Source organism: Embleya sp. NPDC001921 (assembly GCF_053594475.1).
The window spans coordinates 1-12,147 of record NZ_JBSFEO010000055.1; the positions used below are offsets into that span (position 1 = coordinate 1).

The window sequence follows — 12,147 nt, forward strand, 5'->3', positions numbered from 1 at the left end:
GGCCCGCACACACCGTGTGCGGGCCCGCGGCACGTCGTGGGTCGGGTCGGTCAGCCGAACAGGCCGCCCAGCGGCTTGCTCGCGGTGGCACCGGCCTTGGGCGCGCTGCCGGAGGAACCGGTGGTCGAGCCGGCGGCCGGCGCGGAGGGCGGCGTCGACTTCTTCTCGGCGGTGTCCGCCGGGGACGACTTGGCCGCGCCCGTGCCGGTCCTGGGAACGGCGCTCGGGGCGGGCGTGTTCGCCGCGCGCGGTGTGGCCTGCGGCTGGGTGCTCGGGCGGCCCGGTCCCGTCGCCGCGGCGGAGGGTTCGGCCATCGGCGGGCGGGGCTGGCCGGCCACCGTGCCGCCCTGCTGCCCGGCCGCCGGGACCACGGGAACGGTCGCGGCGGGCCCCGGGTCGCCGACCCGGCCGGTGTCCGACTCGTCGAGGTGCCGGTGGCCGCCGCCCAGCAACGAGCCCGCGAGCAGCGTCGCGCCGACCCCCGCGAACGCGAGCATCGAGCCGTAGCCGAGCTTGCGCCGCCGAGCCCGCACGGGAGTGATGATCGGGCCGCGCCAGGTGCGCAGCGACAACCACGCGTCCGCCGAGTACATCGGCGCGCCCGCCAGGGCCAGCGGGCTGAACGCGGCCAGGAAGACCACGTAGGGCGCGTGGTAGGGCGAGGAGCCGGTACCCACCGCGATCAGTACGCCCAGCGAGAGCAACATCCCGAGCAGGCCCGCGAGCCGGGTCCACAACCCCAGCATGACCGCGAAACCGACCACCACCTGCCCGAACGCGAACAGCAGGCCCGCCCCGATCGCGTGCTCGGCGGCCAGGTCCATCACCGACGGCGACAGGCTGCCCTCGCGCAGCACCCCGATCCGGTGCCCGAACGAATCGGTCGAGCTCGGATCCAGGAAGCCCGGCGCGTAGAGCTTGCGCAGCCCCTCGACCAGGAACGCCCCGCCCAGGAACAGCCGCAGCGGCAACAACACCGTGCCGCCCTGGAGCGTGGCCCGGCGCGCGTGCGCGGGAGCCGGGGGCGAGGTGCCGTCCCGCTCGCGCCCGGCCGCGAGATCGCGACGCGCCGGCGGCACCCGTCGCCGCGGTGCCTCGTCCCGGATCACCGGCAGCCGCGTGGTGGCGTCGTCCGCCGGTCCACGGGCTCCGGGCACGGGCTTGCCGCCGACCCGAGGGCCGCCGATCACCACCCGCAGGGTCTTCGTGGGGGTGGCGACCGCCGCCGGATCGCCGGGGTCGCGCACTGCCGAGGGCGAGGGCAACAGCCCGACAGCACCGCCGAAGCTGCCTTCAGATCTGGTGTCCACGCATCAATAACCGCGCGAGGGCACCGGAGGATGCGGCCCTTCGCGTATTACCCGATGCGGGCCCCACGGCCGCCCGCGCGGCGTTACACTGCGCGGCGCCTGGCCACCTCGTAAAGCACGATGCTCGCCGCGACGCCGGCGTTCAGCGACTCGTTGCCGCCCGCCATCGGGATCCGCACGGTGATGTCGCAGGTCTCCTGGACCAGTCGGCCCAGGCCCTTGCCCTCGGAACCGACGACCACCACGATCGGGTCGGTCGCCGCGGCCAGTTCCTCCAGCGAGATGTCGCCGTCGGCGGCGAGGCCGACCACGGTCAGACCCGCCTTCTTGTACGCCTCCAGCGCACGGGTGAGGTTGGCCGCCCGGGCCACCGGCACCCGCGTGGCCGCGCCCGCCGAGGACTTCCAGGCGCCCGCGGTCATCCCGGCCGCGCGCCGCTCCGGCACGACCACGCCGTGGCCGCCGAAGGCCGCCGCGGAACGGATCACCGCGCCGAGGTTGCGCGGGTCGGTGACGCTGTCGAGCGCGACGATGATCGGCGTCTCGCCGCGGTCGTGCGCCTCGACCACGAGGTCGTCCGGGTGCGCGTACTCGTACGGCGGCATCTGGAGCACCAGGCCCTGGTGGATCGCGCCGTCGGTCATCCGGTCCAGCTCGGGACGCGGGATCTCCATCAGCGGGATGCCGCGCACGTTCGCGATCTTCATCGCCTCACGCACCCGGTCGTCGCTGTCGATGTACTGCGCGATGAACAACGACGTGGCCGGCGCGTCGGCGCGCAGCACCTCGAGCACCGAGTTGCGGCCCGCGACCAGCTCGTTCGAGCTCTTGCCGCCGCGCCCGGGACGACCACCGGCGGCGCGTCGGGCGGCCGGGGCCGCGGCCTTGCGCTTGGCGGCGGCGTTCGCGGCGCGCTGCTTGGCGTGCCCCTTGCGCATCTCCGCGGGCGGCGTCGGCCCCTTGCCCTTGAGCGCCCGGCGGCTGTGCCCACCAGTACCGACCGAGGGCCCCTTCTTGCTTCCCTCGTTGCGCTTGTTACGGCGCTCCGTGTTGCCGGCCATGACGGGTACATCCCTTCGATTGCTTCATCATCCGCTGCGATGGCAGCTCACATGCTTGTACAACCGTACGGCCGGCCCGCCACCTCGTGGCGATCCGGCCGTACGGCACGTCTTCATCGGGCCCGGGTGGGCCCGATCACCGTCAGTCCCGGTGCAGTGTCCACCGGGGCCCGTTGGGCGTGTCCTCCACCACGATCCCGGCCGCCGTGAGGCTGTCCCGGACCGCGTCCGCCGCGGCGTAGTCCTTGCGGGCCCGCGCCGCCTCGCGCTGCTGGAGCGCGAGTTTGACCAGGTGGTCGACCACCCCGCGCAGTTCGTCGGAGCGACCGGCGGAGGTGCCCGCCGTCCACTGCTCCGACAGCGGGTCCATGCCGAGCACGCCCAGCATCGCCCGGATGTCCGCCGCGTGCCGCACGACGGCGTCCTTGTCGCCCGCCGCCAGCGCGGTGTTGCCGTCGCGCACGGTGTTGTGCACGACCGCCATCGCCTGCGGCACGCCCAGGTCGTCGTCCATCGCCGCGGCGAACACCGCCGGCACGTCCGCCGCCGGTTCGATCGCCCCGGTCTGCTCGCCCGCGCGCTCGAGGAATCCCTCTATCCGCCCGAACGAGACCTCGGCCTCGCGCAGGGCCTCCACGCTGTACTCGATCATCGACCGGTAGTGCGGGGTGGCCAGGTAGTACCGCAGGACGAGTGGCGACCAGCGCTTGAGCATCTCCGAAACGAGCACGGAGTTGCCCAGCGACTTGCTCATCTTCTCACCGCTGAGGGTGACCCAGGCGTTGTGCATCCAGTAGTTGGCGAACGCGTCGCCCGCCGCCTTGGACTGGGCGATCTCGTTCTCGTGGTGCGGGAAGACCAGATCGAGCCCGCCGCCGTGGATGTCGAACGCCGGCCCCAGGTACTTGTGCGCCATCGCGGAGCACTCCAGATGCCAGCCCGGACGGCCGTTGCCCCACGGGGTCTCCCACGAGGGCTCGCCCGGCTTGGCCGACTTCCACAGCGCGAAGTCGCGCCGATCCCGCTTGCCCGCCGCACCCGCGCCCGCGTCCTCCGCCTCGCGCATCGCGTCCGGCTTCTGACCGGACAGCGCGCCGTACGCGGGGAACGAGGACACGTCGAAGTAGACGTCGCCGCCGGACGGGTAGGCGTGCCCGGTCGCGATCAGCCGGTCCATCATCGCGATCATCTCGGGGATGTGCCCGGTCGCCCGGGGCTCCACCGTCGAGGGCAGGCAGCCGAGCGCGGTGTACGCGTCCGCGAAGGCGCGCTCGTTGGTCTGCGCCACCTGCCAGTACGGAATGTCCTCCGTGCAGGACTTCGCGATGATCTTGTCGTCGATGTCGGTGACGTTGCGGCAGAACACGACGTCGTTGCCGCGGTGGGCGAACCACCGGCGCAGCACGTCGAAGTTCAGCCCCGATCGGATGTGCCCGATGTGCGGCGGCGCCTGCACGGTGGCACCACACAAGTAGATCGAGACCTGTCCCTCGACAAGCGGCACGAAGTCCCGGACCGTGCGGGTGCTGGTGTCGTACAGGCGCATGCTCACACGCGCAAGCTTAGAGCGTCGGGACGGCCCGGCGTTCCCCTGTTATTTGCCTGTTCGCGACGATCACCTCGCCGTGCCGAGGATCAGCTCGAGGTCGCGACCACGAGCGCGGTGGCGATCGCGGCCACCCCCTCGGCCCGCCCGGTCAGCCCGAGTCCGTCGGTGGTGGTCCCGGACACCGACACCGGCGCGCCGACCGCGGCCGACAGCGCGGCCTCGGCCTCGACCCGGCGCCGGCCCACCTTCGGCCGGATCCCGATCACCTGCACCGCGACATTGCCGATCTCGAAGCCGGCCGCCCGCACCAGGCGCGCCGCCTCGGCCAGCAGCGTCACCCCGGACGCCCCCGACCACTGCGGTCGGGATGTGCCGAAGTGCGCGCCCAGATCGCCGATTCCGGCCGCCGAGAACAACGCGTCGCACGCGGCGTGTGCGGCCACGTCGGCATCCGAGTGCCCGGCCAGCCCGGTCTCCCCGGGCCAGTGCAGGCCGGCCACCCACAACTCGCGGCCCTCCTCGAAGGCGTGCACGTCCACCCCGATCCCGGTGCGGGGCACAACGACACGAGAGGCGTGCTCACCGGACAACGTCGATCTCCGTACTCTTCGCGCCGATCGCCGCCCCGCCGGCCGCCGCTTCCGCGCGCCGCGCCAACAGCGCGCCGGCGAGCAGCAGGTCGAACGGTCGGGTCACCTTGAACGCCTCTTCGGAACCGGGCACCACCACGACCGCTCCGCCGAGGCGCTCGACCATGCCCGCGTCGTCGGTCGCGCCCTCCCCGCCGAAACCCCCGGCCTCGGCGTGCGCGCGCGCCAGAACGGCCCGCCGAAAGCCCTGGGGGGTCTGTACGGCGCGCAGGGATGATCGGTCGACCGTGCGCACCACGGTCTCGGCGCCGTCGATCGAGGCGACCTCCTTGACCGTGTCCACCACGGGCAACGCGGGCACCACCGCGTCGGCCCCGGCGGCGACGGCGGCGATCACCGCCTCCACCACCTCGGCCGGCACGAACGGACGCGCGGCGTCGTGCACGAGCACGACGTCGTGATCGGCGGGGACCGCGTCGAGCGCGAGCCGCACCGATTCCTGGCGTGTCGCACCGCCCGCGACCACCCGTAGGGGTGATTCCGCCGGCAAATGCGCACGCAAAAGCTCCCGGACACCGGCGACACCGTCCGGCGGTGCGGCGACCACGACCGCGGTTACCCCGCGGGCGGCCAACAGCGACCGGACGGCGTGCACCAGCATCGGGATGTCCCCAAGCTCACGCAACGCCTTGGGCGCACCGGGACCGAGCCGTTCACCACGCCCTGCAGCGGGCACAAGGACCGCAGCGTTCAACGAAGTCCCCTCAAACCACCCGGGCGCCGACGCGGGATCGCGCCGACACCGCACCGGCGGATTCGTCCGTCATCGACGGGCGGATCCTACGGCTCAGGAAGCCAGAACCTCGTCGAGGATGGCCTCGGCCTTGTCCTCGTTCGTGTTCTCGGCGAGCGCCAACTCGCTCACCAAGATCTGCCGAGCCTTTGCCAGCATGCGCTTCTCGCCTGCCGACAGGCCGCGGTCACGCTCGCGGCGCCATAGATCGCGCACGACCTCCGCGACCTTGATAACGTCACCGGAGGCGAGCTTTTCCAAGTTCGCCTTGTAACGTCGTGACCAGTTCGTCGGTTCTTCGGTGTGCGGAGCGCGCAGTACCTCGAAGACGCGGTCGAGCCCTTCCTGGCCCACCACGTCCCGGACACCGACGAATTCCGCGTTGTCCGCAGGCACGCGGACGGTCAAATCACCCTGGGCGACCTTCAACACCAGATAGGTCTTGTCCACACCCTTGATCGTGCGCTGCTCGATCGCCTCGATCAGCGCGGCCCCGTGATGGGGGTAGACCACGGTGTCGCCAACCTTGAACGTCATGTGACAGGTACCCCTTCCGTGGCTTTCTAGGGTAACACGGGACACGCCCCTACTGAATGACGTTTCCGCAGGTCAGGGCCTTAGTCGGGGCTTGACAACCGACCTCCGGCCGTGCTGGGACAGGGAACCCCACACCCGCAGGACTCAAGCAAATAGGACAAACAGCTCCTCCAGGTGGCGAGCCGCACGCTCTCGCGCGACCCATATGTCACACGGGCCCCACCCATGTCGGCCCCGTGTTCGACATCATTGCGCCGCTCCGACCGGGCCGGAGCCGGCCGTCGGCGCGGTGAGCCGCGTACAAGTCGTCCGCCCGGGCTGAGTACGCTGTCCCCGGTCGTCCTGACCGGTCCTCGATCCAAGATCTTCAAGGAGATGCCGCCGCCGTGAGCCGCAGCCTTCGACGCGGCGCCCTCGCCGCCACCGTCGCCGTCGTCCTTCCCCTGGCCGCGGGCTGCGCCAGTGGCAACGACGCCGAGACCAACAAGATCAAGCCCGATACGGCCAACACGGCGTTCGGCTCGCTCAAGATCCAGAACGTGCAGTTGGTGACGAGCGACCCGGGCAAGAACCTGGTCGCGCTCGGTGGCGCGTTGTTCAACGAGGGCACCGCGCCCGAGACCATCACCAAGGTGACGGTCGACGGCGCCGGCCAGGCCCTGGGCGGCCCGCTGACCATCCCGGCGGGCGGCTCGCTGTACCTGGTCGACCGGCCGCAGGGAATGGCCCCGGACAGCCCGCAGGGCAAGACCTACCTCGGCCCGCTGGTCTTCCCGAACGCGGCGAAGGTGGAGGCCGGTTCGTGGCGCAGGGTGACCTTCGCGTTCGGCACCGCCGGCGAGACCTCGCTGGACGTCTCGGTGCACGGGCCGTCCGGCTACTTCGCACAGCTCAAGCCGACCCCGGCGTTCACCCCGCCGCCGCCGGCCCCGCCGGCCGCGCCGCCCACCACCGCGGCACCCACCAACTCCGCGGGCAACACCTCGCCGCCCGCGACGGGCGCGACCGGTGCGGCGACCACCACCAACGCGGCCAACTCGACGCCGCGCAACAGCTCGTCGGCCCCGGCCGGCGGCTGACCGCGCTCGCCCGCACCTACGACGGCGCCCGCGCCGCCCCCGGAGTTCCGGTGGGCGGCGCGGGCGCCGTCGTCGTACCTGGGGGCGGTTGCCGGCGCCCCGGGCCGATCAGGGCTCGAACTTGTAGCCGAGGCCGCGCACGGTGACCAGGTAGCGCGGGGCGCCCGGGTCCGGCTCGATCTTGGCGCGCAGCCGCTTCACGTGCACGTCGAGCGTCTTGGTGTCGCCGACGTAGCCGACCCCCCACACCCGGTCGATGAGCTGCATCCGGGTCAGCACCCGGCCCGCGTTGCGCAGCAGCACCTCGAGCAGGTCGAACTCCTTGAGCGGGAGGTCGATCCGCCGGCCCTCCACGGTGACCCGGTGCGCCTCGACGTCCAGCCGCACCGGCCCGGCCTCGATCGCCCGGGGCTCGTCGGTGGGCTCACCGCCCTGGCGCCGCAGCACCGCGCGGATCCGGGCGATCAGCTCGCGCGTGGAGTACGGCTTCGTGACGTAGTCGTCGGCGCCGATCTCCAGCCCGACGACCTTGTCCACCTCGCTGTCCTTGGCCGTCACCATGATGACCGGCACGTTGGACTTGGCCCTGAGCCCGCGGAACACCTCCGTGCCGGGCAGCCCGGGCAGCATCAGGTCGAGCAGCACCAGGTCGGCACCGCCCTGGTCGAACAGCTCCAGGGCCTCGGGTCCGGTGGCGGCGACGGCCACCTCGAAGCCTTCCTTGCGAAGCATGTACGACAGCGCGTCGCTGAAGGACTCTTCATCTTCGACGACGAGCACACGGGTCATCGTGAAGCCTCCATGGATGGGGTCGACGATGTCATCGACATCGATTGAGAGGTACTGGACTTGAAGGGCAGCACCAGGGTGAAGGTGGATCCCACACCCTCCAGGCTGCGCACGGTTACCTCTCCCCCGTGGCCCGCCGCGATGTGCTTGACGATCGACAGGCCCAAGCCGGTACCGCCGGTGGCCCGCGAACGGGCCGGATCGACGCGGTAGAACCGCTCGAAAATTCGATCCAGGTCGCGCTGGGGGATGCCCAGCCCCTGGTCGGAAACGGTGATGACAGCCATCCGTGCCTCGGCTCTGACCTCGATGTCGACCCTCGTCCTCGCGGGAGAGTAGTTGACCGCGTTCTCGACGAGGTTGCCCAGCGCCATCACCAGTTGATTGTGGTCCCCGGGCACGATCAGGTCACGGTCGCCGCCGATCTCCAGGGTGATCTGCTTCGACTCGGCGGCCTGCCGGCAACGGTCGGCGGCCTCGGCCACCAGTTCGTCCAGCGGCACCGGGCCGACGTGGTGCAGCGGGTGGTCGTTCTGCACCCGGGACAGGTCGATCAGCTCCTGCACCAGGTTGGTCAGCCGGGCCGACTCGATCTGCATGCGACCCGCGAAGCGGATGATCGCCTCGGGGTCGTCGCTGGCGTCCATCACCGCCTCGGCCAGCAGCGACAGCGCGCCGACCGGGGTCTTGAGCTCGTGGCTCACGTTGGCCACGAAGTCGCGGCGCACCGCGTCCACCCGGCGGGCCTCGGTACGGTCCTCGACCAGCAGCAGCACCAACCGGGAGCCCAGCGGCGCGACCCGGGCGGACACCTCGAACTCGTGCGCCTCGCCGTCGGCGCGGGCCAGCAGCAGGTCCCGCTGCCTTATCTCGCCGTCGCGTCTGGTCTCCCTCGCCATCGCGAGCAGGTCCTCGGGCACCAACTGGTCGCCGCGGACCAGGCCGAACTTGTAGGCCGCCGAGCTGGCCTTCACGACGGTGTCGAACTCGTCCAGGACCACCGCCGAGGAGCGCAGCACGGACAGCACCGTGGCCACTCCGGGCGGCAGCGACGGGGCCACGGCGGGCGCCGCGGCCGTGCCCCTGCCCTGGGCTCGCTCACTCCAGCGGAAAGCCAAGGTGCCGGCCACACCCACGGCCAATCCGGATACGGCGGCCAAAGCGGCAGCAGCAACGTTCACGTCCACATGTTCCAGGGTAGAGCTGCTCCGAACGGGTGAAACCGTCCAGAGGGTCCCTCGTGCAGATCTTCATGTGTCGTTCATCCGTGCGCCACGCCTGTCACCGGTGATCGTTCGGAGGTCGTCATGCCCGACCCGCAGACCCCACCCCAACCTCAGGCCCCCGCGCCGGGCTGCAACTGCCCGTCCAGTTGCGGCTGTGGCTGTAAGTCCGGTTCCGCGTGCAATTGCGGGGGCGGCTGCGGCCGCTGAGCCGGCACTCGGGCCGCCGAGCCCGGCCCGTGCGGGGCGCCCCACCCCTTCCGTGACAGGGGGGCGCCTCGCGCGGAGCCGACCGATGGTTCACCCGATGTTCGTGATCACTTGCGGCCCTGGTTCTTGACCGCCTCGATCGCGGCCGCGGCGGCCTCCGGGTCGAGGTAGCGCCCACCCGGCGTGATCGGGCGCAGGTTCGCGTCCAGCTCGTACAGCAGCGGGATGCCGGTGGGGATGTTCAGGCCCGCGATGTCCGCGTCCGAGATGCCGTCCAGGTGCTTGACCAGCGCGCGCAGCGAGTTGCCGTGCGCGGCGACCAGCACGGTGTCGCCGCCGAGCAGGTCCGGCACGATCGCGTCGTACCAGTACGGGAGCATGCGCTCGACGACGTCCTTGAGGCACTCGGTGCGCGGGCGGATCTCCACCGGCAGCGACGCGTACCGACGGTCGGCGAACTGCGAGTACTCGTCGTCGTCCGCGAGCGGCGGCGGCGGGGTGTCGTAGGAACGGCGCCAGAGCATGAACTGCTCCTCGCCGAACTCCTCCAGGGTCTGCTTCTTGTCCTTGCCCTGGAGGGCGCCGTAGTGCCGCTCGTTCAGGCGCCACGAGCGCCGGACGGGCAGCCAGTTCAGGTCGGCCACATCCAGCGCGAGCTGCGCGGTGCGGATCGCGCGGCGCTGGAGCGAGGTGTGCAGGACGTCCGGCAGCACACCCGCGTCGAGCAGCAGCTGCCCGCCGCGCGCGGCCTCCTTCTCACCCTTGTCGGTCAGGTCGACGTCGACCCAGCCGGTGAAAAGTCCGGCTTCGTTCCACTTGCTTTCGCCGTGTCGCAGAAGGATCAGTTTGTAGAGAGCATCAGCCATGGGCAGGAGCCTAATCGAGGCGATCGGGCGCCCGGGCACGGGCTTTTCCCGGGCCCTATCCGCGGTTCTCCGGAGCCGCGAAGCGGGTGAAGGCCTCCAGGTTCTTCAGGGATTCGCCGCGTTCGACGCGCCAGTCCCATTCGCGGCGGATCGAGGTGGCGAAGCCGATCTCCAAAAGCGTGTTGAAGCTCTCGTCGGCGGCCTGGAGCACGACGCCCAGGATGCGGTCGACCTCGTCGGTGGTGACCGCCGCGATCGGCAGCCGGCCGTTCAGATAGACGTCGCCCAGTTTGTCCACGGCGAAGGCCACGCCGTACATCCGCACGTTGCGCTCGAGCAGCCAGCGGTAGAAGGCCGCGTGGTTCTCGTCCGCGTGCCGGATCACGAACGCGCTCACCGCCAGGGTGTGCGCGTTGACCGTGAGCGCGACCGCCGTCTTGAGCTTGCGCGTGCCCGGCAGGACCGCGACGAACGTGTTCGTCGCGGACTGCTCCCACTCGACGCCGGCGTCCTTCAGGGCCGCGCGGACGGTCTCCGCGGCCCGATCCTGTTGGGCTGCCACGGGCCACTCCATTCGTTTCCGTGTGCGAACGTCTCGACGCTACTGCCCGCCCACGACCCGGCCACGCGGGGCCGCGCTGCGGGCCAGCGTGTCGGCGTAGACCTCGGCCATCGACGCCGCCGCCGAGGACCAGCCGAACGCCGCCGCGTGCCGCACCGCGCCCTCGGAGTAGTCCTCGCGCAGCCCGGGCGCGCGGATCAGGTCGCGCAGGGCCAGGCCGTAGTCCACCGGATTGTGGCCCCGGACCAGGGTGCCGGAGACGCCGTCGCGCACCGCGGTCGGCAGGCCGCCCACCGCCGCCGCGACCACCGGGGTCCCGCAGGCCTGGGCCTCGATGGCCACCAGGCCGAAGGACTCGTTGTAGGAGGGCACCACCGCGACGGTGGCCGCGCGATACCAGTCGGCCAGCACGTCCTGGCGGACCGGCCGCTGGAACCGGACCACGTCGTGGATGCCCAGCGTCGCGGCCAGCTTGTGCAGGTGCTCGGGCGCCGCCAGGCCGTTGCCGCTGGGCCCGCCGACCACCGCGACCACGAGCGAGTCGCGCAGGCTCGGATCGGCCTGCAGCAGGTGGGCGATCGCGTACAACAACACGTCGGGGGCCTTCAGCGGCTGGATCCGACCCGCGAACAGGATCACCGTGGCGTCCGCCGGCACGCCCAGCCGACGGCGCGCGTCGGCCATGTCGCCCGGGCGGAAGGTCTCCAGGTCCACGCCGGGGTTGACCACCGCGACCTGGTCGGGGTTCGCGTCGTAGAGGTCGATCAACTGGTCGGCTTCCTCGACCGTGTTGGCGACCAGCCGATCGGCGGCCTCGACCACCTGGGACTCGCCGATCACCCGGGCCCGGGGTTCGGGCGCGTCGCCACCGGCCAGCGAGGCGTTCTTGACCTTGGCCATCGTGTGCATGGTGTGCACCAGCGGCACGCCCCAGCGCTCCTTGGCCAGCCAGCCGACCTGGCCGGAGAGCCAGTAGTGCGAGTGCACGAGGTCGTAGTGCCCCGGGTCGCGCATCGCCTCGGTGCGCAGCACCCCCGAGGTGAACGCGCACAACTGGGCCGGCAGGTCCTCCTTGGACAGGCCCTCGTACGGCCCGGCGGTGACGTGTCGCACCAGGACTCCCGGGGCCATCTCGACCACCGGCGGCAGGTCCCGGCCGGTGGCCCGGGTGAATATCTCCACCTCGATGCCGAGCGCGGCCAGCCGCTTGCTGAGTTCGACGATGTAGACGTTCATGCCACCGGCGTCGCCGGTGCCGGGTTGGTGCAGCGGGGAGGTGTGAACGCTCAGCGTCGCGATTCGACGAGGTGCCCCCCGGCGCGCTCCCAATGTGATCGCGCGCTGGACGTGGTGGCTCACTCGTTGACCTCCCAGGCCGGCCCCGTGTCATGTTGTCCGGTGTACAGAGCTACCACGTGTACACAGAGCTACTAGTTGTACAGAGCTACTACCGATCGTGGACCGCCCGTCCGTCGCTCGCGGCCCAACTCAAGAGCTAACCCATCGTGGTGGGAGGGGATTCCCCGGCGGAGTGTGATCCGGACCGCTCGCGGGGGCGTGTGGAGGCGTTCCCTTACG

Annotated in this window: 12 protein-coding genes; 1 reads left to right on the top strand and 11 read right to left on the bottom strand. The window is 71.4% G+C overall.

Features of this window, described 5'->3' with window-relative positions; genetic code table 11:
• Positions 1–50: 50 nt before the first annotated feature.
• The 6 genes from ACWCPW_RS42900 to ACWCPW_RS42925 all read right to left on the bottom strand — a co-directional run bounded on the left by ACWCPW_RS42900 (position 51) and on the right by ACWCPW_RS42925 (position 5,840).
• Complete coding sequence (locus ACWCPW_RS42900) at positions 51–1,310, bottom strand: TQO small subunit DoxD (protein ID WP_449767056.1); 1,260 nt, start codon at positions 1,308–1,310, stop codon at positions 51–53.
• An 83-nt stretch (positions 1,311–1,393) separates the two neighbouring features.
• The gene (rlmB, locus tag ACWCPW_RS42905; RefSeq protein WP_395864337.1) at positions 1,394–2,371 is read right to left on the bottom strand and encodes a 23S rRNA (guanosine(2251)-2'-O)-methyltransferase RlmB; all 978 of its coding nucleotides are present in this window, start codon (positions 2,369–2,371) and stop codon (positions 1,394–1,396) included.
• A gap of 142 nt (positions 2,372–2,513) precedes the next feature.
• Positions 2,514–3,923 carry a cysteine--tRNA ligase gene (cysS, locus tag ACWCPW_RS42910; RefSeq protein ID WP_449767057.1) on the bottom strand — a complete coding sequence of 470 codons (1,410 nt, stop codon included), beginning with the start codon at positions 3,921–3,923 and terminating at the stop codon, positions 2,514–2,516.
• An 83-nt stretch (positions 3,924–4,006) separates the two neighbouring features.
• Complete coding sequence (gene ispF / locus ACWCPW_RS42915) at positions 4,007–4,480, bottom strand: 2-C-methyl-D-erythritol 2,4-cyclodiphosphate synthase (RefSeq protein ID WP_449767058.1); 474 nt, start codon at positions 4,478–4,480, stop codon at positions 4,007–4,009.
• Between the two features lie 19 nt (positions 4,481–4,499).
• Positions 4,500–5,264 carry a 2-C-methyl-D-erythritol 4-phosphate cytidylyltransferase gene (gene ispD, locus ACWCPW_RS42920; RefSeq protein WP_449767059.1) on the bottom strand — a complete coding sequence of 255 codons (765 nt, stop codon included), beginning with the start codon at positions 5,262–5,264 and terminating at the stop codon, positions 4,500–4,502.
• A 93-nt stretch (positions 5,265–5,357) separates the two neighbouring features.
• Positions 5,358–5,840 (bottom strand): CarD family transcriptional regulator, encoded by a 483-nt coding sequence (locus tag ACWCPW_RS42925; RefSeq protein ID WP_020552233.1) that lies wholly within the window; start codon positions 5,838–5,840, stop codon positions 5,358–5,360.
• A 386-nt stretch (positions 5,841–6,226) separates the two neighbouring features.
• Here ACWCPW_RS42925 and ACWCPW_RS42930 point away from each other — a divergent pair, with 386 nt between their 5' ends.
• Positions 6,227–6,919 carry a hypothetical protein gene (locus tag ACWCPW_RS42930; RefSeq protein WP_449767060.1) on the top strand — a complete coding sequence of 231 codons (693 nt, stop codon included), beginning with the start codon at positions 6,227–6,229 and terminating at the stop codon, positions 6,917–6,919.
• A gap of 108 nt (positions 6,920–7,027) precedes the next feature.
• Here ACWCPW_RS42930 and ACWCPW_RS42935 read toward each other — a convergent pair whose 3' ends face one another.
• The 5 genes from ACWCPW_RS42935 to mshA all read right to left on the bottom strand — a co-directional run bounded on the left by ACWCPW_RS42935 (position 7,028) and on the right by mshA (position 11,928).
• Positions 7,028–7,708, bottom strand: a complete 681-nt coding sequence (locus ACWCPW_RS42935) for a response regulator transcription factor (protein ID WP_020552235.1) — start codon at positions 7,706–7,708, stop codon at positions 7,028–7,030.
• Entirely contained in the window at positions 7,705–8,895 is a 1,191-nt protein-coding gene (locus ACWCPW_RS42940) for a sensor histidine kinase (RefSeq protein ID WP_395864347.1), read from the bottom strand. Before ACWCPW_RS42940 ends, ACWCPW_RS42935 begins: the two co-directional genes overlap by 4 nt.
• 353 nt (positions 8,896–9,248) lie before the next feature.
• Positions 9,249–10,007: a phosphoglyceromutase gene (locus ACWCPW_RS42945; RefSeq protein ID WP_395864349.1), complete on the bottom strand. Its 759-nt coding sequence runs from the start codon at positions 10,005–10,007 to the stop codon at positions 9,249–9,251.
• Positions 10,008–10,062: 55 nt separating this feature from the next.
• Positions 10,063–10,581 carry a YbjN domain-containing protein gene (locus ACWCPW_RS42950; protein ID WP_449767061.1) on the bottom strand — a complete coding sequence of 173 codons (519 nt, stop codon included), beginning with the start codon at positions 10,579–10,581 and terminating at the stop codon, positions 10,063–10,065.
• Positions 10,582–10,608: 27 nt separating this feature from the next.
• Positions 10,609–11,928, bottom strand: coding sequence for a D-inositol-3-phosphate glycosyltransferase (mshA, locus tag ACWCPW_RS42955; RefSeq protein ID WP_449767062.1), 1,320 nt, complete (start codon positions 11,926–11,928; stop codon positions 10,609–10,611).
• Positions 11,929–12,147 lie beyond the last annotated feature (219 nt).